Genomic DNA, 24072 nt, shown 5'->3' on the forward strand with positions numbered 1-24072 from the left:
ACGCAACTTGAGGAGATGAATTTGATATAATTTTCTAGAAGTAGGAAATTAGGAGTCCCCATGTCCCAGTCAAAGAGTTATGTAGCCAAAGAAAATAAGATTGAGCTTGAGGCTTTAGAGGCTGAGTTCCAAGATCCAGAAATTGTTAACCAGCTTACGATTGATCACATGATTTTTATGGCAGGATTCCTGTCAGCTACAGGCTTTATTGACTTTGTAAATGAGCGTATAGGCAAGAAAGGACAGCATAAGATTGACAGGGGACAAGCTTTAGCTGCGCTAATGCTTTTGCTCTACAGCGGCAACTATCAATCTTTGAATTCCTCTGTAAGCCGTGTTCTTGGTACTGCAGTGCCTGCCCTTCTACAAGTAGATCCAAGCATCTGCCCTGAGCATCTAAACAGAGATGTATTTGCTGATGCTCTCGAGAGCATGTACCACTATGGCGCTGACAGGATCTACTCTGAGTTTGCTGACCATGTCATCAGTCTGAATCTGACTCAACATGAAATCTCTGACTGCTTTCACATCGACACTACAAGCATGTACAAGGTCGGTTTTGCTACAACGAACCAAGCCGAAAAGGAAGAGCGCATTAGACTGATGAATCAGGCTGAGTTCGAAGCAATGCAGCGCAAAGATACCGATAGCTACGATGAAAGCTTAGATGTTGCTATCGAGATGGCACACTGGAGCTATGTGCATGCTTATGAGCCTGTAGAAGATGACGGTGATAGACCTGTAGACTTCACATACGGCCATTCAAAAGACCATAGACCAGACTTACCTCAGGTGATAGTTGGCTCTTTGGTTGAAGGTGCAGCTGGCCTGCCTATGTTCTTTAAAATCTGGGACGGCAATAGAAGTGATAAGCTAAACTTTGCTGACATGATTCTTGAGTTTTCTGATGCCGCTACTGAGGCCTTTAAGAAGGTCAAATACTTCGCAGGTGACTCTGCTCTTTGCACACAACGTTCATTTGATGCAGCAAAGCAAAGAAATCTCGAATTGATCACACGCGTGCCTGACAATCTGACCATTGCCCGTAGCGCTTATTCATCAGATGAAGACTTAACAGATGTTTGCTCACAAGAGGAGTGGAACTCATTACGCACAAAAGAGTCCATTGTCCCTAAGCACAGGTTTATTCATGATCATGAGCTTTTTGGATACCCTGTCGTAGCATGCTTGTTTCTGAACGAAAATCTAGCAAAGACCAAAGAAAAGTCAGTCAGAAAGAATGCTGAGAAAGAGGTTGCACGCATCAACAAGTCGCTCGCTAAAAAGACATTCTTATGCCAGCCTGATGCTGAGGCAGAGTTCAGAGCTATAGCAAAAGACCTCAAGTTCAGCACCTTGACAGACTTCAGTGTGAACGCAGTTGAAAAGAACAAATCTAGAGGTAGGCCAAGAAAAAATGCAGAACCTGAGAAGTGCATCAAGCATTACACCATCACCTCAATCTGCAAGCTAGATGAAACAAAGGTTCAAGAGGCTATCAGGCGTGAGGGTATGTACATGCTTGTCACTACAGATACTCAGCGCAGTTGGACAGCGCTGGATCTTCTACAAATGTACAAGAACAACATTCATGTTGAGAGCATTTGGAGAGAGATGAAGAACAGAAAGCTCTATCTTTCCAGATTCTTTTTGCAAAAAACAGAGCGCATTGAAGGATTATTGTGTCTTCTTATGATGGCCGTCTTTGCTAGAAAACATATGCAGAAGATGGTCTCAAATCTGATTGCTGAGAACAAGATAGTTCTGTCTGATGACTTCCCTGGATTCAACAAGACCAATCCAAGGATGGAGAACCTAGACTTCTACTTTAAGGGGCTTCAAGCTATAGTTTATAGTGACGGTAGAGTACGTATGAACAGTGTTAATAAGATGGGATTCTCTATTATGAAAGCCATGGGGCCATCGTGGTGGCAATTTCTGTCCTATACTCTATATGAAACTTATAAAGACTGGCCATCTCGCGGCATAACCGAAAATTAATTCAAAAGGATCTCCTCAAGTTGCGTCTTAACAGATAGCTTCGTCATCTAACGCCCAATCGATTTTGATCTCCGCATGCATATGCGCCACGGCCTGTAAGATCCCATCTTGCAGGCCGTTTTCTTTTGGCAGTAGCATGACTTCACAATTGCCGCGATCTATCTGTCACAACCTCTGCCACCTTGCAACGATCTGGCACCTGCGACCGCACATCATGCCCATTAGTCGTCTCTGTACAATTAGGCAGATGATCTCCTGAATTTTTCTAAATTTCGTACAAAGACATCAAAGATATTACCTAAAATATTCTTTTGTGCCAGAAGAGATTCATTCGATTCATCCTCTAAAGCGGATAGTCATCTTTCCATTGCTACATCACAGTTAATGATGCCGTGTGCATCTGCTATAACACCAGTTACTGTATATCAGTTTGCGCGAGTATAGCGGCCTCTCTTTCAAGAGTTTTGTTGTTCTTTCTGCCTTTAGGACGCCCACGGCCACGCTTTAGCGCTACAAGCCCAATGGATTGTTTGAAGGCCTCTCTTTCAAGAGTTTTGTTGTTTTTCCTGCCTTTAGGACGACCTGGACCACGCTTAACTACATCCATGTTTATGGATTGTTTAGCAGCCTCTCTTTCAAGAGTCTTGTTGTTTTTACGCCCCTTAGGACGACCTGGACCACGCTTAACCTTAACAATGCCACGAGCTTGCTCAGCCGCTTCTCTCTCAAGAGTTGCATTGTTCTTACGCCCCTTAGGACGACCTGGACCACGCTTAATCTTAACAATACCAAGAGCTTGCTCGGCTGCTTCCATCTCAAGAGTTTTGTTGTTCTTTCGGCCCTTAGGACGACCTGGACCTCGTTTAACCTTGACTACATCAAGCTTTTGTTCTGCAGCTTCTCTTTCAAGGGTTTTATTGTTCTTTCTTCCCTTAGGTCGACCGCGTCCTCTTTTTACATAGAGCTCTAATGTTCTAACTTGAGTTGTGTCTTTGCCTTCAGACTGTTGGTTTGCGACCTCAGCAAGTTTTTCCAAGTGGCTGAACTCAATACCAAGTCGATCAAACAACTTTTCAATGTCGACACGGTAATTGTGGCAAGCCACATATCTGCCAGAAGGTACTCGACGAAGTGACACACTATCAAGACTTTTTATTAGTCGATTCGTATCTTTTATCTTGAGTTCTTGGCAATTGACCATTAAGTGGGTACGCAGGATTGATGCTACAAAACCAACCATGAATCGGGCTTGTGCACCTTTATCAGAGTGAGCCCTAACAGTTCCACCGCCTAACTGAGTCTTTAGTTGTGAGAACTGCTTTTCGCTATAGTCGCGCAGTCGGTAGAGCTCCATAATCTCTAACGCACTTCTATCTTCCGCCGAGGCTATTGCATGAAATCCATTTTGACGCAATGAAGACTGTACTTCCGCATTGTCACGTTCAAATCCTATAACTCTTTCACCATCCTTAATAAGCTTAAAGTAACGTTTAAAGCCCTGAGGAATGGTCACCTTCACCGAGTTTTTCTCAATCTGATTAGCAATCTGTTCATGTGCCTCAAAAAGCTTTTCTACGAAGTTTTTTCCCTGCTTATACTTTCTTTGAGCAGAGAAGTACAAGGCTACACAGTCTTCACTCTTACTGTTTGAAAAGACTTTAACCTTATCTTCAACTCCAAAGATGTATTCACTCGAAAGCAGAAACTCAGCATTTTCATTGATTAAAGATTCACCATGCTTCTCAAGCATTGTCTTGAAGCCTGTTGTGGTTGATGTAAGCATGACAATGTAGTCAAGCCCTTTATCAGTCAATAGCTGAAGAAACTCTCTAGAGACAAATCCTCTATCTAAGATTACACCTTTGATCTTTAGGTTAGATGCAGCTAAGTACCTAATAATCTCGTCTATAGCTTTGCAATCTGGCATGCCTCCATTGTTAACAAACCATGTTACAGGCAGCTTTGAGGCAGGGTCTACAGCCCATATATAACTGATGATTGGGCGATCCTTTAATGATTTAGAGTGGCCAAGCTCTGCTAAATCACTATTCTCCATGACAGAGTCACTGTTTGAGCCATCAATACAGAGCCAGACGTCTTGCATGCCATTGGCAACACAACGATTCAACCATGCATCCCTGAAGTCGTGAATTTGAGTTGCGGTAATGTGTTTTGAAAACAAGTTAGAGAACCAGCTGTCATTCTCTCCTTTACCGAGAAAGAAAAGCTGATTATCCATGGCTTGCTCATAATTCATTGCAACAGAAGATTGTTCTGTAAGCATATAGCGAGCAAAGTCCATAATTGCATTGCCATGCCAAGGACCAAAGCATTCCTGTAAGTCATGGTATAGACCTGAGTTCAATCCAATGCTTAGAGAAACAGCGTAGTTTCCAACACTGATCATAGGAATTGGGATTGGTGACTGTGGATAGTGCTGCTTCCAAAGGCTTGGGTACTCAATACGAAAGTTATCGTTAGGCACCATCATGCCTGGCTCAGTCTCTTGCCCAATCTCACGTTTACTTTTAGTACCACTACTAGATTGTGAGGGTACATAAACTCTTTTGTCGTAACTTGAAACTTTGGCACCTTTAGGTATTGGAACTTGCTTAAGATTTCTGTACAAAGCCATGACAATATTGCCCTAAATATTACTTAAGATACCATACGAACCGTACGAATAATTATAGCATATTATCAATGGTTTATTGAGTGTTGTATAAAAATAAAAAAAGGGCTAAAGCATCTGGTTTATGAAGCTTTAGCCCTTAGTAATTGTGCAAGATATGTTGTGTTTATATCTGAGATATTGTACGAAATTTAGGAAAATTCAGGATAATATGATTAAGTTCATATTGTGTAATTATTATCTCAAAGATTTATCGCTTTGATAAGCTAACATACATTAAACTACGCTTGAATGATTTAGCACTAACGACATAAATCTCATATTTACGCTATTTAATAAAGTTTTCTACTCAATATGTGCTCAAAATCAATTTGTGCAACAGATCACAAAATTTGCAGACAAATGTTAATTTAGTGTATTTTTTTGATGATTTTTTTGGACTTTTTCTAATTTGTCTTAATTTATACTTAACAACCATTTAAGGCGATAATATTTTGCATGTATTTGCAAAAAAATGACTGCAACAATTCATATTGCCTGAATAATTTGGCTCCTGCTTTGTAGATTAAGATTTGACTGTGTGTTTGCTTTTTACAGGTAGGAGATGTTGTTTTTGTACATAAGGAGTGTCCTCTTAGCTTTGTGTGTGAACCCCTAATTTGATTAGGGTTAGCTTAAGAGGCGATTGTGATTCTTGGAGATTACCGTGTCTAATAAGTGGTGGGGCCAAGTTGCCTATCAAATTTATCCAAAGTCATTTTGTGACTCCAATGGTGATGGTATCGGCGACTTACAGGGTATTATTTCTAAGCTTGATTACCTTAAAGATTTAGGCGTTAAGCTTGTCTGGTTATCCCCTATTTTTAAGAGTCCATTTGTAGATCAGGGCTATGATATTGCAGACTATCAGGCCATTGATCCTACCTTTGGCACCATGGATGATTTTGATGAGCTCTTAGCTAAAGCTAAAGAGCGTGGTATTTCCATCATTTTAGACTTAGTAATCAATCACTGCTCCTCCGAGCATGAGTGGTTTAAAAAAGCTTGTGCCGATCTTAATAGTGAAGAAGCCAAGTACTTTTACATTCGTGAAGGCAAGAATGGTTGCCCTCCTGACAATTTACGCTCTTATTTTGGCGGTTCTGTTTGGGAGAAATTACCAGGTCATGAAAATGAAGACTTATGGTATTTACACTACTTTTGCAAAGAGCAACCTGATTTGAATTGGTACTATGAACCATTACGCCAGAAGCTTTATGACATGATCAATTTCTGGCTAGAAAAGGGTGTTGCTGGCTTTAGAATTGATGCCATCATGAATATTGCCAAAGACCTAACCTTCCCAGGACTTCCTGCTGATGCACCTGACGGCATGTGCTCAGCTGCTAAGATGACAGCTAAGTTATCTGATGAGGCTGCTACTTTCTTACACGAAATGAACAATGCCACCTTTAAAAAGCATGGTGCCATTTCTGTTGCTGAGGCCTTTGGTGTTAACCCTGAGTCTTTACGCAACTACATTGGTAAGGATGGTTTCTTTAGCACTATTTTCGACTTCTCTGCTCGTGAACTTAATGAGAAGTACCCTGCCTACTACCGTTTCCGTCCAGTAAGCATTGCTAAATGGCGCGATACTATTTTTGCTAGCCAAGAGCGTGTTAATGATATTGGCTTTATGTGCCCTATCATTGAAAACCATGATGAGCCACGTGGCGTTTCTTATTATTTACCACGCCATGCTCAAAATGCTGATGGTGCCAAGGCTTTTGGTGCAGTTAATGTACTCTTAAGAGGCATGCCATTTATTTACCAAGGCCAAGAAATTGGTATGACCAATACTCGTTTTGACTCTATTTATGAGTTTGACGATGTAGCTGCTAAGGATAACTACAAAGTTGCTCTTAAGGCAGGTTTTAGCGAGCGTCAGGCTTTAGATATTCTCAATATCGAATCCCGTGATAATGCTCGCACCCCAGTTTTATGGTCTGATGAGAAAAACGCTGGCTTCTCTAGCGCACAGATTACCTGGCTTAAGGTTCACCAGGATTATAAGAACTTAAATGTTCGTGCTCAGCAAAATGATCCTGACTCAACCTTAGCTTTCTATCAGAAGTTAATTGCTTTAAAGAACAATGAGCCATACCACGATATCTTAACCGATGGTAAGTTCGTAGCTTTAGAGCCACAAGCAGAATATGTTGTTCCTTTTGCTCGTGAGCTTAATGGCAAGCAAATTCAAGTAATTGCTAACTTTGAAGACAGTGCTATTGTTCATAAAGTTACCCCTAATGCTCAAGTAGTTTTAAGCTCCAAGAGCGTAGAAATTAAAGATAACCAAATTATCATTCCTGCCGTATGTGCAGTAGTGATCGCACTATAGTTAGCTAAAAAACCATTACCTTTTGAGCTAAGAGCAATACTTGTTTTAGCAAGGTTACTTTTAGCCCAATATCAGGCTGGCTGCTAGCATTCTTTTACTCCACCCATACTCTAATAAGAAAGTAGCAACCATCATAATAACTATTTACTTTGCTCGTTCTATAGTTGTTATAGCCAAGCAAGTTGCCTTGATGAAAAGACTAATGCTCATAGCTCTTTTTTATATCTTTTTACTATTTTGTCTATGATGGAGTATAGACAAGATCAAGGTTTTGTGTGTGTTTAATGATAGAGCTTTGGCGCTCATTCATGCTTTTACAGAACTTCTTAGGTTTAAACACTCTAAGTTAGTCTTAAAAGGAGTTAATCATGTTGTTTCCTCGTCTTGCAAACAACCCTCAAAAAGATCCTAATATTGGATTTACAGAGAAATTTTCATATGGTTTAGGCGATTTTGCTAGCCAGATGCTCTACACTCCTACTGGCAGTATTTTGATTTACTATTACACTGAGTTTGTAAACGTCAATATTGCTGTTGTAGCAACCATTATGTTGCTCTCACGTTTCCTTGATGGTTTTTCCGATCTATTTGTTGGTTGGTTAATCGAACATACCAAGAGCCCTTATGGTAAGGCTCGTGCATGGCTGATCCGCATGTTGATTCCATTCTTCATTGCCATGGTGGCTCTGTTCTCAGTGCCTCCAGGGATGTCTGATTGGTTCAAATATGTCTACATCTTTGTGTCATACAACTTTGCCATTACTGTGGTTTATACCGCCGTTAACCTCCCTTATGGCTCTATGACCACTACTATGACCAATGATGCTTACCAAAGATCTATTATCGTTATCTACCGTATGCTTTTAGCTACCGCAGGTAACACCTTAACCTTGATTGTAACCTTACCTATGGTTGAGTTCTTCGGTAATGATCAGGCCGCTTGGACTATTACTTTCATGATCTTAGGTGCAGTAGCTTGCTTCTGCTTCTTCTTAACCTTTGCTTTCTGTCATGAGCGTATTGTTACTCCAGTACCTGAGACGAGCGATTTAAAGACCACTTTAAAGGTAGTCAAGGGCTTATTCCACAACAAGTATTGGATCATGTTAACTTTCGCCATGTTAACTACCTTTACTTCTGACACAGTATTTGGTACCGCTAATACTTACTACTGCCGTTACTTCTTGGACAACCCAAATCATATTGGTACTTTTGCCACCATTATGAATGTCTTTAAGATTGGTTCCATGATCTTAATCTTACCAATTGTGCTCAGAACTATTGGTAAGAGAAACGCTCTGATGTTTGCCTGTGCTGTAATTGCTTGTGCTGCATTAATTAGATTTATTGATCCATATAGCGCTACTGTAGCTTTCATTGCCGCTGCTATTTGGGGCTTCGGTCAAGGCTTTACCTACGCTTGCGTATTCGCCATGTTACCTGACTGTGTAGAGTATGGTGAGTACATTGATCACGAGCGCCACGAGGGTATGGTTTACTCAGGCGCAAGCTTCGGTATGAAGTTAGCTGCTGGCTTAGGTGCTGTATTAGCATCCTCAGTAATGCAATTTGGTGGCTATGTTAACGGCGCTACAGAGCAGACTGCTGAGGCTATGAACACCATCTTATTAGCAACCACTGTATTACCAGCTGGCCTCTTTATCCTTGGTATTGTCTCTGTACTTGGCTATAAGCTTGACAAGATCTATCCTGATATTATCAAGGAGTTAGAAAGACGTAAGGTTGAGGGCGATCCTTTAGCCCCTAACTACAAGACTCAGAACTAAATGGCACTATAGTTAGATCTTTTATCGCCGGGAGCACTAACTAAAGTTAGTGCTCCTATAGGCTCTATCACAGAGCCTATAAAATTAGCACCCCACCTCTAAGCTGCCTCACCAAGCCCAAGTCCAAGTCCTAATCCCCTACTGTTAATTGCTCTCCACTTTTGAAGACCATCAAAACCTAGCACGCCCCTAAGCACCAACTTGTTAGGTGGGCTAAGGTTGCATTGAAGGTTCTAGCAGACTATGCAAGCGTAGGCCATGGCCTGATAAGGACATGACCTGCTAAGCGTATGGGCTGTGCTTAGTATGAGGTTTCAAAACCATACAGCATATAGGCGGATCCCAGACCTTCGGTCACTTTGTGATAAAGGTCACTCATATTCAGCGATCTTAATAAGTTATAGTTAATATAGTGTACTTTTTAGCCAAAAAGTCATAACAGATTATCCTATTAGCTCTCTATAATTGCTCTTGTAGGAACAGGGGTAAATGTTCACTAAATCGGCTTTTACTCTTATTTATTTCCTATAAGATGTGTTTTATTAAGCATCTGATTTAGTTTTAGCTATAGGTTAATCTAAGCAAGTTTTTAACCTTTATTAAGCAAGACTATAGTCATGTGATTGACATTGTAGTTGTATTTTTACCTTGGGCTGATTAACACTAATTCTAATTAAGTCATTACGTGTGTGTTTACAGTCAGCTATTGTCTATTGGAGAAGAATATGCAGACCAAGTGGTGGCATGGCAAAGTAGCCTATCAAATTTATCCAAAGAGCTTCAAAGATACCAATGGTGATGGTTTTGGTGATTTACCAGGTATTATTGAAAAGATCCCTTATTTAGCTGACTTAGGTATTGAGCTCTTATGGATCTCTCCTATTTATAAGTCACCTTTTGCAGATCAGGGTTACGATATTGCTGACTACCAAGATATCGATCCTATCTTCGGTTCCTTAGAAGACTTCAAGAAGTTAAAATCTGAGGCTGATAAGTACGGTATTGGCATTATTATGGACTTAGTTGTAAACCACTGCTCTGATGAGCACGAGTGGTTTAAGAAGGCTAGTGCTGATCCAACTTGTGAAGAAGCCTCTTACTTTATTTTCCGTGAAGGCAAGGATGGTAAAGAGCCTAACAACTTACGTGCTTGCTTTGGCGGCAGCGTATGGGATAAGGTTCCAGGCCAAGACAATCTTTACTACTGCCACTTCTTCCACAAGAAGCAACCAGATCTCAATTGGTTCAATCCAAAACTTCGTGAGAAGATCTATGAGATGATGAACTGGTGGTTAGTGGACATGGGTATTGCTGGCTTCCGTGTTGATGCCATTATGTGTATCGGTAAAGATCCTACCTATCCTATGTACACTCCTGATAGCGTAGGCGATGGCATGTGCTCCTGCGGCGTGATGAACAGCCAAAACGTTGATGTTGCCTTAAACTTCTTACGTGAAATGAATAGCCGTACCTTCCACCCTAACGATAAGTTCTCCGTAGGTGAAGTATTTGGTATTACTAAGGACAACGTAAAAGACTTTATTGGCGATGATGGTGTATTTAGCTCCATCTTTGATTTCTCCGCTCGTGAAGCTTTAACCAAGCACTACTGCTTCTATGGCTTTGAGAAGTTAAGCGTAGCCCAATACCGTAAGGTAATTTTTGAGGCTCAAAAGACTGCCGGTGATATTGGTTTCTTAGCTCCAGTTATCGAGAACCATGATGAGCCACGTGGTGTTTCTACCTACTTACCACTTATGTGGCAAAACGCCAAGGGTGCTAAGGCATTAGGTACTGTAAACCTCACCTTAAAGGGCGTTCCTTTCGTATTCCAGGGCCAAGAGCTTGGTATGCTTAACACCAAGTTTGACAACATCGATGAGTTAGATGATTGCCAGAGCAAGGATCAATACCAGATGTGTCAAGAGCAAGGCTTATCTGAGACCGTTACTATGCAGGTCTTAAATGATCAAGCTCGTGACCATGGCCGTGTTCCAATGCTATGGGATGATAGTCAGTACGCTGGCTTCTCAACTGTTAAGCCATGGATGAAGGTTAACCAGGACTACAAGACTGTTAACGTAGCTTCTGAGCAAAAGGATCCTAACTCTGTACTTAACTACTACAAGACCTTAATTAAGTTACGTAAAGATCCTAAGTACATTGAGGCCTTTACTTATGGTGAGTTTGTTGCCTTAGAGGATCCAAACGACCACACCATCGCTTACTTACGTAAGGGTAAAGAGCACACCTTAATGGTAGTTGCAAACTTTGGCGCTGCTCCAGTTAAGTTTGACGTTAACGTCAACAGCCAAATCTTATTAAGCTCTGATAAGGCTACTATCGAGAATAAGCAAGTAATCGTTCCAGAAGGCACTGCTGTCATCGTATTGCTTTAATTAAGGCTTAAACACCAAAAGGCAATATTTCTGCCTACACAACTAAAGCTCATTTGAGCACACACCTTAAGAGGCCTTGTTTACCCACAAGGCCTCTTTTTATTGAACAGTCCCAAAAGCATCTAAAGTTTTGCCACACAAACTTTCCACGAACGCTTATCCTCACGAAGGCAAAACCTCACCTGCAATAGACCTTCCTAGGCTAACAGTAGAGCTGCCTATTCACCTATACAGTAGCTTTAATCAAACCTAGCTAAAGGCATATTGTGTAATTGCTTCACTAGCAACTCTATAAGATAAAGCCCTTTATCGGCAGCAGCTTTGCCTTAGCCTTGCCTTAGACTTAGCCTTAGCCTTTCCTCAGCCTTAGCCTTAGCCTTTTCTTTTGCTTTTGCTTTTGCTTTTCCCTACTAAGCTTTAGAAGTTCATATTGCTTAAGATATTCGTGCGAATCGTATGCATAATTATGGCATATTATCAATGGTTTATTGAGTGATTTTCTAAAAATAAAAAAGGGCTAAAGCATCAGGTTTATTAAGCTTTAGCCCTTAGTAATTGTGTAAGATATATTGTGTTTATATCTGAGATATTGTACGAAATTTAGAAAAATTCAGGACGGTTAAGTTGGCAGTGTTTTAAAACTGTGCCAGTCTATGCACAGTTATTTAGTGTCCTTTTCTGTATATTTATACTAGTCCTGTGTCACAGGAGCAGGAGCTGCCGCACTATCTTGAGCCTCAGGCATGAATTGTACTTGAGGTGGGATAGCTGCATTCTTGTGAATTTTAGTGTTACCAATAGCTTCTTGCTTGGTAATAGGTTCAGGCATTTGATCTGGTGGGTTGCCCTTCATCGGATCCCAACCTAAGGTAATGAGGTACACACCAAAACCAATTATGAAGGCAAAAGGAATGTGCCAACCATAACGTAACCAGTTCATGAAAGAGCGGGCCTTAGGGAAGACGTTACATACGGCTACACCTGCAGAGGAACCGAACCAAATCATGGAACCACCAAAGCCTACAGCATAAGAGATTAATGCCCAGTCATAGCCACCCTTAATTAAGGTTAATTGAGTTAATGGGATGTTATTAAATACTGAGGACACGAAGCCAATAGCCATAGTAGATAAGATGGAAGCATCTGGTACTGAGTCAATAGGAACTAACTCAGCGCAGAATACTAATGCAATCAAGAATACGGTGGACTCAATAGCGGTTAAGCCTTCACGGAAGTTAATCTTAACAAAAGGAGTACCAATTAAGATTGCAATCCAAATACCTAAAGCAGGGAACTCAAAGAAGTAGTTGAAAATAATAGCGCCAGCTAAGATTAAGCCAACTAATGCAATACGGCGATTTTCAACTTTAACACCACCCTCTGGAACAAAAATATCTTGAGTATAGTGATGTTGCTGACGAGCACCAAAGAAAGCTAATACTAAGAAAGCAGCAATAGCAGGAATAAAGGCATGAGCTAAAACTAAAGGATCCTTACCATAAATCCAAATTAAGGTAGTGGTAGTATCACCTACAACAGAGCCAGCACCACCAGCGTTAGAGGCCGCACAGATAGCTGCAATGTAACCAATATGTACCTTGTTTTTGTATAAGGTAGCTGCCATAGAACAGCCAATAATTGCTGCTGCAATATTATCCAAGAAAGTAGAGAGGATAAATACAAAAGCTAGCAAGGCCATAGCACCAAAGATGCCTTGAGGAAGATAGCGTGGTAGTACAGCAGGGAAGCGAGACTCTTCGAAAATGCTAGCTAAAATAGCAAAGCCAGGAAGCATTAAAGCTAGGTTTAAATATGTGTTCCAAGAGCCTTTAACCCATTGGCCATCTGCATTGGTATAACCAATAACCTTATGAATTACAGAAAAGCCATCAATAAATTCATACTTGTAAAAACACAAGCATAATAAACCTATAACGGCAACATGCATGGTCTTATTGTAGAACACAGCAACGCCGAGCAAAATAAGACCAAAGATAATCATCTCATAGCGAATGCCATAGATGGTGGTAGTGGTGAAAATAGCTTCACTGGCACAGGCAGGAGCCATGGGCACCAGTCCCAAAGCTATTAAGCTGAATAGTTTTAATAACAAGGGCATATCAAACCTTTCATTCATACATTGCTAAATAGCAACACACACACACTAATTTAAAGTTATTACACACGATTTTCAGGTGAGTTTTTGCTATCACTTTCACTCTTATCTTGATCTTTAATAGTAGAGTGATTCTTTAAAAACTCATCAGAGGCGCTTGCACCTGGATCAAAAATCTTTTTACGTGGACGAGCTTTTGCTACTACCTCATCGCTTTGAATACGTAAGATAAACTCTGGGGCATCGGAGTAATCAGTATGAAGACCTAAGCGCTGTACCCATACCCAGAAAGCAAAAATAATGAAGTGAGCATAGAGTAAACGTAAGATAAGTAAACCATGTTGTTCAAAGTAGTTTAAGACAAAAACTACCACAATAGGTCCTAATGCCCAGCCACCTAAAGCAAGGGCAGAGGCACCACCAGTTTTAGCTGCTTTTACTTGGACTTTAAAGTTAGCAGTAAAGTACCAGCTCATAGCGGCACCAGTCACTAAAAGACCAACGATGAGCATGGCCTGGTTCATGGCTAAAGACATGAACAGTAAGCCTATCATTAAGATTAAAACATCTTGCTCAAACACGGCTTTTACACCAACCTTTGGAATTAAAGGGCGTAAGATCAACATGCCAATAATGAGGCCTGCAATAAAGGTTGAGCTAACCACAATTGCAGCAATTGAAAATTCGCTATTAAAAAATGAGATCCATAAAGGTAGACCTGCAAAAATAGCAACCACTACACCAGCACATAAATAGCCAGTAGCTATAAAAATGCCTCGTCTTACTAATTGTTCGTTGGTTGGCATAAAATTCACCAGAGTTATCATTAACAATATTTTTTAAACTTTAAAAAGCTTAAAGAGCTCAAAACATTGTTGTGAGAGATTTTGGTTAACAGCAAGTTAATTGTTTACTTCCAAAATACGCCAATAATGAAAACAAAAGAGATATTTTTACCTAAAGCACACTCATAGACCTCAAAAGGCAGTTTTACTTAGGGATCTAAGTGTAATAAGTGCTTTGCAACCAGGACTTAATAGAGCGTAGAAGATCTATTAAAGAACGGCCAAAACACTTTAAATAAACGCTAACTCAATTGTTATGGCAATATTGACTCATCCACATAATAGCGCAACTTTGTGATTTCTTTAACCACCTTTAATAATAAAAATAACCATTAGTGAGCAATTGAAAGCAATTGAGCTAAGATAATTTACAGCACTTTCCAGTAACGTAGCTTGGCAACTAAAACGAGAATTTATATTTAACCTAGAACAAGAGATAGAAAGACTTGAGCTAAAGTGCCTAAAAGAATCTCAGCCTCGTCGTAAAATGGAGATTTACGAGCAAGTAGAAGCAAAGCGCAAGGATCTATCTACACTCAAAGCCTCATTAGCTCAGTAGCTGCAGCACCTCCCTAATCTAGATAGGCTCACATGAAGATGCTTAGATAAATGTCGTGATGCACTATGGCCTGCAAGATCTCATCTTGTAGGCCGTTTTCTTTTATCCGCAGCATGCCTTTTGCCAAGCACGCTGTTAGCTAAGCTTGATGCTGAAAATTGGCTGAGGATCAGAGGTCTTAGAAGCTACTGATTGTGGGATGGTAAGAGCGTTGAGGTTGCAGCTTAAGATCTTAACGGAGTGATCGGCAATTGGTGGGAACGGTACTGCTGTAACTGCCTCAGAGCGCAGCAGTAAGTGCTCAGGGATCTTATCTTCTTTTACAAAGACATAGCGCTCTTTAGCATTGTCATCATGCTCATGAGCCTTAAGGTAGCGCAGGACTTCAAGCTGCTGTGCATTTGGAATGAGCTCTAAGATATCGCAGACAAAGAATGAGTATGTACCAAAGCGCTCATCGTAGAAGTACTCTTGATGACGGCCACGGTACAGATAAGTAAGCTCATTAAATTGCCATGCCATGCTCTCAGGCACGATCTTACTTTCAATCATTTCCTCAACAAACTCACGCCTGAGATCATTGATAGTCTCGCGATGACACAGTGCCTGCTGAGCACCATGGCAACTCTTTGCCGCCTCAAGCATGGCCTTGATAAGATCATCATGATTATCTGGGATTAAGCATACGAGTGAGCCATTGCCCTTTTGCTCTAAGAGCATACGTGCAGTGTCCTCTAGCATGCCTGCATAGACCTCACTGTCACTTAAGCTTGTGGCGATCTTATAGCGAATGGCTGGACGATCGTCTCTTATGATCATGCCTTCTTGGCAGTCATTGGTGATCTTGTGCTCTTGGCTACGATTAGTACTCTTGTGCTCGTGGCAGGCGTGAAGCTTATTAGCCCGAAGCTCTTGCTCTTCGCGCTCAAGTGTGGCGCGATATGCTTTAGTGAGATTTTGCTTTTCCTTAGGATCTTGGATGAGATTGGTAAGCTCTACTTTATCTTCGGTGCTGTTAAAGAAACGGCATAAGGACTCGATACCTGCAGCTGGCAAGAGCAATCTAAAGTCATTGTCCTCTGGCACTGCTTCTTCTTGATGAGAGCGCACTGTACCAGGAGCACACTTATGCCCAAAGTAGCGTTTCACATCATCAAGACTCTCATCATCAAAGCGATAGCCACCGCCTACTGGCTGAAAGCGCAGATTGTCATAATGCTCATTACCCACTAAGAAGAGCTCATCATCTAACACAATGCGAAAGACATAAGCATAGGATGCTCTAATTTCACCTGCTTGTGCTCGATACTTATTCTTCTCTAGTCTAAATGACTCACTCATAATGATCCTGCAGCTATCTTTCAATGACTAACAAAGGCTGATTGCACTTCATGGCTATCTTGGGTCACATGCGCATTGCTGTTAATTGCTCTAAGCACATTACATTAGATACCTACCATGGCAAGCTAGCACATGACAGTATGTGCTTGCTCATGTAGCTATCACTTGATGCTGTGCTAATGCTAGCGCGTGCTGAGCAGTGCTTGCCTTACTGGTGCTAGCAGGTGCTTGGCAATGCTTGCCTTGCTAGTGCTAGCCGGTGCTTGGCAGTACTTGCCTTGCTAGTGCTAGCGCGTGCTTGGCAGTGCTTGCCTTGCTAGTGCTAGCGGGTGCTTGGCAGTGCTTGCTGTGCTGTGCTCGTGAGCATCTGTGGATGCTTGAGTGGCACGGTAAGCTATATGAGAACTTGGCTGTGACCTTAGAGTCGCTACTACATTGTAGTCACACTCGAGTAATCAGCAATCAGCATGTTTTGAGTATTGGCCTAATGTCACAGATATTATGATTCAAGTTAGAAAAAGCGGCGTGTAAGAACAACTAAGGCCGCAAATGCGGCCTTAGTTAGTGTGTTATGGTGCATTTTTTAATCGTAATGCACTATTTTCTATTTTTTCTTCTTACGCTCTTTACGCAGACGAGCACGAGTCTTCATAGTTTTAGCTTGAGAGTTTTGTCTAAACACAATCCACTCTTGCTTAGTAGCGGCCATGCGATCGTTGATGTCTTGATCCTTTTGACGACGCTCAGCTACAGCCTCATTCCACTCTTTATCCCAGTCCTCATCGATGTAATTGTGCTTATCATTGACAAGACTATCGAGAACACCATTGGTAAAAAGATTAATATCTTCGTTCTTATGTGCACCGTATGGAATCTGAATACCATCGGTAATATCAATGCTAGAGAGCTCTAAACCATTGTCGCCTTGAATGAAGGTAACCATGATGCAGTCTGCATGAATAAGACTTAATACGTCGCCTCCATTAGCACTATTACCAGTTGGCTTTTCGATATAAGCAAAGAGATTAGTATTAATTAAGAACTTAATCTCTTCATCTGAAGTGATGACAATGCGATCAATCTTAAGCGGATAAGACTTGCGCAGTTTCTCAACAGTAAACTCTTGACGATGAATACCATCTTTAAAGATAAGGCCTGCAAACTCTGCATCCTTATTTCTACGACGAGCTTCATGGTCGTTCTTCATCTCCACGATTGGCTCGGCGATGAGCTCGATAATGTCAGAGTTAAGGCCATCAAAATCAGACAGATCGTTATCTTTAAGATCTTTAAGACGTGCAGCTACTGCATCTAAATTGTCATATAACTGATCTTTAACTAAGACTTCAATGCTACCTTGTACACCCTTGATTTCCATATCAAAGATCATAAAGGCATCGTTAATGAAACTTAGCTGCTCTGATGTCTCATCTTGTGAAGATGGTGACAGATTGTCATTTTGACAGTAGTGAACGTCAGTGACCACCTTATTAAGGCGCTCATGAGCAATCATCTTACGGTAAGTAGCTATGGTTGGATGGTCTGCTAACTTGCCATAGAAAATATGCTTAATGCTGACTGCAAAGTTACGCTTAAATGGCGGATCGATATCGACACCAAAGCCCTGAATATCGCTACCACAAATGTTATTCTTTAGCGCATACCATAAAGTCATCTTGGCGTCACTGAAAACGATTACATCGGATAAGAATAATGATTTGTGGAGATCTGCGCAGCTTAAGTCATGAGGAAAGATCGCTCTTTGCTCAGGTTCTAAATTGTTAAACCACTTGTAGACAATGAGATCACGCATCAGATCAGTAATGCCGTTTTCTGGCACAGCTAAATGCTGATGCAGACCTGACAAGCACCACTCAATGGAGCGTAAATCACCACTGCGTGATGGCAGTGCGCGTATGTAAATTTTGCGTCCTGTGTAACGATGCAATGCGGCCATTTTTTCACAGACCACATCCATCATAGAAGGAGCTGGCGCTACATCCTCGCTGCCTTCTACTTTTGACTCATTTACTGGGGCATTGTCGTTGAGCTTTGCACTTTCATCAGCGCTAGCAATGCTCTTAGAGGCTTCATCATTGTTATCATTGCTCTTAGCACTTGAGCCATCAGGATTTAGACCTAACTTTTCATATGCTTTAGCAACAGCATTAGCTGACTCTTGAGCCTTTTTGAGTTCTTCTTTGCTTAAAGCTGGTTGCGAGACCTTATTGGCTTTTGCAGCCTTGGCCTCAGCCTTACGCTTTGCCTTTTCCGCTTGCTTTTGCTTACGCTCAGCAACCATCTTCTCAGATTGTTTCTTGCGCTCGAGTGCCTCATATTCTTCAATGAAATGGCTCATCATTGGCATCAAACCTGAGACCTTGAAGACATTGATAGGACGCTTATCAAGCTCGAAGAAGATATTCATTGGAAGATCTAAGGCGATCTTCTCATTAGGATTTAACGGGCTATCGATGGCCGGAAGAGCATTAACTTTTGGCGGCTGTGGGTATGGATAGTCAACCTCATGCATGTTCGCTTGGGCAACTGCTTTGCGGAACATATCCTCGGAGAGGTACTTAAAATCGTCGTACTTCTCCATCAGCTCAAGATCCCACTCAAAGGTGATCTCATGGAAATGATCTTCAAATTCCTGGAGCTGAAACTTATCTAGACCCATCACTCGAAAAATGGCACGATTGATTTGTGAAGTTAAAAGACGGCTCACCGAAAGCTCCTTTAAGAAAACACCCAAGGCATGATTGCCTTTAGGTAATCGCTAATGTGCTAAATTTGGCGCTCTTAGCGTAGATCTTAACACCCAAGCCAAAGCTCAAGGGCGCAACTGCAAGATCAATACCTAATTAACTATGTATCTTAATACAAGGCATCAAATTCTAACTATAAAAGCATGTGCAACCCTAGATCGTAAAGTTTAAGCTCAACCTTAGGCAAATGTAAACAGCATGCGGTTATATGCGTATCTTTTGCACCACAAAGTTATCACTTTGCGTAAGTCATCTCATAGGCACAAGCCCATAGCCCATGGGACACATGCAATGTCATATCCCATGAGATACATGTGTAGTCATAGCACATGGAACACATGCTAAGTTACGCACCTTGCCGCCCTTGCCGGGTTATTCTGAGTTTAGCCGCGTTTAGCTGCTTTAAGCCACAATAAGGCGCACCCTCTACTTAGATTATCAAGCTTAGCATTCATATCTAAGCTAAGATCACAAGCTGCTGCTGTATGCAAGCGATGATCTCTCGATAAAATCTTATCTTAGCGTGCTACTTTGCCATAATGGTCAATGCGATTCCATTAGCTTTGTCTCTGTAGCTAAGATGTCCTTGCGCTGCATGGAGCTAGCTCTGCACAGCTGCATAGCTGCTTTGTATGCAGATGTAAGTATTGTTGTTGGTGGAGGTCTGGTCGGCAAGATCTGCTCTGAAGGTGTGGATTAACTTGAAGAGGCGTTCAATTAAATGTGGTGGCTGCTAGTGCAAAACATGCTTGAGTATGTGTGTGTTTATGGCACTTTCTTGGGGATCAAAGCCGATCTTGCATGCTCCAAAAGTGGCTAGCTTTGACTAAAACTGAGTGTTGCCTCAAGAAATTGATCGCTTCATGATGCTTGTATGATGCGCTCTTCTTATAATCGCCCGTATATGTTATCCGATATATATCTGTGCTTCTACTCCTAGAGCGCGTCTGATTACGAAAAGAAGACTCACTACTTTTGAGTTTAGTGCATTGTCTAAATCTCTAAAATTAACGTATTAGCTTTTGTATCAAATGTTGGGTTAAACTAAACTTGTTATTTTGCATAAGCCTGCATAAGACAGTTATTTAACAGCGACTAAACATAACTGGTCTTATTAAAGACTTGTCTTAAAACCAAAACCTTTGCTACAAGTTACTAAAAAGTTGATTTGAGAGCTTAGCCGTTTGTTTTGTTGATTAATAAGCTTAAGAACGCTTTTGGTATAACCACGCATGCTTGTCGCAGTATATTGCTGCGAACTTATTGTACTTAGTTGTCTTATCTTTCTTGTAGAAGGCAGCGGTGCAATTGAGCTTTTGCCTCAATGGGCAGTAATTTACATTGTTGCGCAACAAAAACTAATTGGATCGTTAGTTTAGCTGTGTTCATGGCCTAGAGTTTTCTTTGGTTTCTGAGCTCAAGTTATTGCTTAGAACCATACATATAGCCTTTGCTTGGCCTTGTGCAAGAGTTCTAAGCGCGGTATGCATGTTTTTAACACAGATTGGATCATATTTAGCATGGCGTATAGACGAATTGATTGAACCTCAAATTAGGTTAACTCCGATGCGCAGATATAAGCTCTAATTTCCATTGTAATCATAAGACATCCAGGCTCGACAAGAGTGTGTGTGTTTAGCTTGGATCAAAAGCATTTGCCCATTAACATATGCCGTTTGTAAGGCAACATTGATTAGTGATGCTTATTAATTGGCAGATTTAGAATTGTTAAGGTTTCATCATGGCAGAAATACAAGCAGATGTTCATATGCAGCTCTCTTGCAGTGACCAAGATATGGACACTCTCAAGGCTAAGCAAAGCGCAAACCTTAAATTAGCTAACTGTCATAGTAAGAAGTCTATGTATCAAGACCACGGTGAGCCTACTAGCAGCACAGTAGAAACTGCAGCTAAAGACAAGCTTGAATCAAATAATCAGTCTTTAATGCATGTAGGCACTGGTTCAAGTACTCATGCAGAGCCTCGCAAGGAACTTAATGAAAGTGTTCGCCATGGCACAAGCATCTTTCCTTTTGCTGCCTATGTATGGGATCCGCAGCCTTGCGCCTCACGTGTACCACTCCACTGGCACAAAGAGCTGGAGTTAGTGCGTTTTTCTAATGGTGAGTACGAAATCTCTGTCGATATGCACAATGTAGTAGTAAAAAGCGATGCTTTCTTACTGCTGCCAGGCAATATCATGCACACCTTTACTCTGCCTCCTAATTGCCAAGAGAGCGCCATCGTGTTTGATCCGAACATGCTCTCCTTTAGCGCCTATGATGAAGTGCAATCTGAGATCTTTGAGCCTTTGATGAGTAGCAATATTCCGCTACCACCAATTGTCACTACCGACCATCCAGCCTTTAACCGTATTGATAAGCTCTACCGTTACTGTGTACGTCATGGTGGTACTTCTAATGCCTCCGAGCGTCTGCTGATTAAAGCCAAGATCTTAGAGATCTTAGCTATCTACCACGAGTATGGACTTATCTCACGTAAAGAGATGCATGGCCAAAAGGTTAAGTCTAAGCAAGATAAGCTCAAAGAACTGCTCAACTACGTGGACGCCCATTATGCGGGCCCGATTACTATTCGTGATGCCTCCTTACGTTTAGGCGTAACCGATCAGTATTTCTGTCGCTACTTTAGACGTGTCACTGGTATGTCCTTTACTGAGTATCTCAATGACCTACGTTTAAGAAGAGCTACCAAGGAGATTGAGCTTACCAATCGCCCTATCTCTGATATTGCCTTCGACCATGGCTTTGAGAATGCAGGCTATTTCTTTAAGAACTTTAAGCTTAAGTACGGCATTACTCCGCTTAGATATCGTAAGAAGTTCTTACAAGAAAATGGCCGCAACTCTAAGGCCCATAATAACTATGGTGCGGCCTTTAGCCCAGTTGATGCTAACCATACCTCTGCTATGCATGATCGTGATATCAACACCATCATGAATGTGCCTGCAAGTGACGATAGCAATCATGATCACTTTGTCTCTCAAGGACTAATTGCTGCAGATGTATTCATGAGCGATAAAGAAGATGGCACTCACGCTCAAGGTAGCATGCACAGCACTGCAGATGCCGCCCCAAGCGCTACTGATCCATCCTTAAATGCTCTTTCACACCAAGCTGCTATAGATGATCAAGCTAGCTTAGCTGATGATCCAAGCCTACCATCTTTAGCCAAAGACAGAGGCACCCATGAGCTCAAATCTCACGATGCCCATCAATATAGTGCTAACAACTCTCACGCCATGAACTTTGGTGGCGACAATGTTCAGCACTTTGATGAGGAGGCTTTCTACGACGATGAGTATGATGACGAGGAGTTAAGCGCCAACGAGCTAAGCGCTGCATCAAGCTCAAGTACCATGCCTCTTAGTAGCAAGGCAGTACCAAATCGTGCTGAGGAAATTGCCGCACAACTGCGTTGCCAAGATCCTAAAACAGGCAAATCTTGCTTTGCAGTTGCCACTACTGATAGTGATATCAAGGCCCTATTAAGAACCCGTCAGATCAAGCACTTAGAGGCATCTGAAAGTGAAGATGAGCTCTTTGATGATGACGAGCATGAAGAGATCGTCAATCCAAACAAAGCCTCAGATAACAACGCTACAGACGCCACCCCAAATAAGAGCCGCCTGGAGCTTATAAACAGTGGCTTGCATGAGCTTACGCAAAATAATGGCCGTACTGTCTTAAGCGCTGTCTCCAAGCCTCGTCAAAGTCGCTTTATTAAGAACACTCAAGAGCCTGACACTACTCCAAAGAAGCAAAACTTTGTCTCAGCTTTAGAGGAATTTCAGTCAGGCAAGCTGCTTCGTGCTGCAGCTAAGAGCAAGTCTAGTGACAAATCCGAAGCTCAGAGTAATGCAAAGCAGCTCAAAGAGCAGACTAAGAGCCTCATTAACTCACAGTTAGATGCACCAGTCGTAGCAAAACCTGCAGCCGCTGAGAGCATCACAACTGAGGCAAAACTGCGCTATAACAGCTCCTTAGAGGTTGAAGGTGAAGATCCACCAAGCTCCTCAGAGATCTTGCGTCGTGCCCACGAGCAAAAACTTAAGACTGATGCTCAATACGCTGCCAAGCAACAACAAAAGCAGCTAAAGCCAGCCAATCGTGCTGAGCTTAGAGCCAAGATCGCCGAGCTTGAAGAACGCAGAAAAAACCAAGACCCATTCTCAATCTAAATCATCCCCCATGGCGCGGCGCACGGCTTTGCAATGCTGATGCGTGCGCCACTCATGCTTTAGTGACAATTGCTAATGCCATCTATCTACAGCCACACCAGCCAAACTCACAAAGTAGATAACCTACTAATTTACGACTGTGAATAGCGCAAAGATCCTCTCCCACCATCTACCATCATCCCATAAGCCCTTACACATGCCATTTGCTGGCTTTTTTCTAACTTAGGCAATGTTACGCTCTGATGATGCTAAACTATGGCAATTCTTAACTAGCGGTAGATTGATATGAGCGCAGAGCAAAAACTTAGTGAGATCAACGACTTTATCATGCAGGATGTGAATCTTGCGATGGCTGACCAAAGAGCTGCTTTTGAGATACTCGAGCTGATTTTAAAGGCTGTAGAGAAGTCCCCGAAAGTTGATAAGCTCATTAAAGCTGACTGTGAAAAAGTATTTAAGCTGCGCCTCTTAGGATTTGGCGACAATCAGCCAAGTAAGCACGATCTTGAACTAATTCATGAGCGTTCCATGGCCCTTGCCTCAGATAATGGACTGATTGCCATGATCGCTCAAGAGCTCAATGATCCTCGTCAAAGCGCCACTATAAGCTCCTCACATCAATCTGAGAGCTTTGCACTGCCACTGTATATGTGCAAGCTTACTGAAGATACAGCTGCAGCAATTAACGATAAGGTCTTACGCGCCCTCTCTGAGCATATTAAGCACTGTTTAGTGTTTGAGGCTCATGCTCAAAGCTCCTTTGAGATGCTCCTAAAGAGCCCTAAGTCCGATGCCTCCATGCTCAAGCAAGTGCAAAACTCATTGATTATTCAGCGCGATCTCAATGAGCGATTGAATAATGCCCAAGAAAATACCCTAAGCGCCTATGCACAGATGTCTATCTATCTGTGCCTTGCTGAGGCCCTCTTTACTCTGTGCCGCAGTGTGGTCATGCTCGTCAATGCCACCCGCATCTTTGCTCTATCTCAGGCCCATCTGACCATGTCAGATAAGGACAAACAGCCATAAGAACGCGCAATTGC

At 41.8% G+C, this 24072-nt stretch carries 11 protein-coding genes; 6 read left to right on the forward strand and 5 right to left on the reverse strand.

Annotated elements, in window-relative coordinates:
* Nucleotides 1-60: 60 nt before the first annotated feature.
* Complete coding sequence (locus H524_RS0108040) at nucleotides 61-2001, forward strand: IS1634 family transposase (RefSeq protein ID WP_027939850.1); 1941 nt, start codon at nucleotides 61-63, stop codon at nucleotides 1999-2001.
* 415 nt (nucleotides 2002-2416) lie between these two features.
* On the opposite strand, the gene H524_RS0108050 is transcribed toward H524_RS0108040, so the two are convergent.
* Nucleotides 2417-4636, reverse strand: coding sequence for an IS1634 family transposase (locus H524_RS0108050; protein WP_027939851.1), 2220 nt, complete (start codon nucleotides 4634-4636; stop codon nucleotides 2417-2419).
* A gap of 703 nt (nucleotides 4637-5339) precedes the next feature.
* Here H524_RS0108050 and H524_RS0108055 point away from each other — a divergent pair.
* From H524_RS0108055 to H524_RS0108065, 3 genes are all read left to right on the forward strand, one after another.
* Nucleotides 5340-7013: an alpha-glucosidase gene (locus H524_RS0108055; protein ID WP_044121800.1), complete on the forward strand. Its 1674-nt coding sequence runs from the start codon at nucleotides 5340-5342 to the stop codon at nucleotides 7011-7013.
* A 368-nt stretch (nucleotides 7014-7381) separates the two neighbouring features.
* Nucleotides 7382-8800 carry an MFS transporter gene (locus H524_RS14935; RefSeq protein WP_044121799.1) on the forward strand — a complete coding sequence of 473 codons (1419 nt, stop codon included), beginning with the start codon at nucleotides 7382-7384 and terminating at the stop codon, nucleotides 8798-8800.
* A gap of 725 nt (nucleotides 8801-9525) precedes the next feature.
* Nucleotides 9526-11199, forward strand: a complete 1674-nt coding sequence (locus tag H524_RS0108065; protein ID WP_027939853.1) for an alpha-glucosidase — start codon at nucleotides 9526-9528, stop codon at nucleotides 11197-11199.
* 691 nt (nucleotides 11200-11890) lie between these two features.
* Here the strand turns inward: H524_RS0108065 and H524_RS14940 are convergent.
* The 4 genes from H524_RS14940 to H524_RS0108090 form a co-directional block, all read right to left on the reverse strand.
* Nucleotides 11891-13267 (reverse strand): hypothetical protein, encoded by a 1377-nt coding sequence (locus H524_RS14940; RefSeq protein WP_052338994.1) that lies wholly within the window; start codon nucleotides 13265-13267, stop codon nucleotides 11891-11893.
* 110 nt (nucleotides 13268-13377) lie between these two features.
* Complete coding sequence (locus H524_RS0108075) at nucleotides 13378-14121, reverse strand: MFS transporter (protein ID WP_027939854.1); 744 nt, start codon at nucleotides 14119-14121, stop codon at nucleotides 13378-13380.
* A gap of 733 nt (nucleotides 14122-14854) precedes the next feature.
* Nucleotides 14855-16060 carry an SMODS-associated NUDIX domain-containing protein gene (locus H524_RS0108080; protein ID WP_027939855.1) on the reverse strand — a complete coding sequence of 402 codons (1206 nt, stop codon included), beginning with the start codon at nucleotides 16058-16060 and terminating at the stop codon, nucleotides 14855-14857.
* A gap of 604 nt (nucleotides 16061-16664) precedes the next feature.
* Entirely contained in the window at nucleotides 16665-18788 is a 2124-nt protein-coding gene (locus tag H524_RS0108090) for a hypothetical protein (RefSeq protein ID WP_027939856.1), read from the reverse strand.
* Between the two features lie 1781 nt (nucleotides 18789-20569).
* On the opposite strand from H524_RS0108090, the gene H524_RS0108100 reads away from it, so the two are divergent.
* A complete protein-coding gene (locus H524_RS0108100; protein ID WP_027939857.1) occupies nucleotides 20570-23029 on the forward strand; it encodes an AraC family transcriptional regulator in 2460 nt (819 codons plus the stop codon).
* A gap of 285 nt (nucleotides 23030-23314) precedes the next feature.
* On the forward strand, nucleotides 23315-24058 hold the full coding sequence (locus H524_RS0108105; RefSeq protein ID WP_027939858.1) for a hypothetical protein: 744 nt from the start codon (nucleotides 23315-23317) through the stop codon (nucleotides 24056-24058).
* The last annotated feature ends 14 nt before the right edge of the window (nucleotides 24059-24072 follow it).

This window comes from Anaerobiospirillum succiniciproducens DSM 6400 (genome assembly GCF_000482845.1).
GTDB classification, from domain to species: domain Bacteria; phylum Pseudomonadota; class Gammaproteobacteria; order Enterobacterales; family Succinivibrionaceae; genus Anaerobiospirillum; species Anaerobiospirillum succiniciproducens.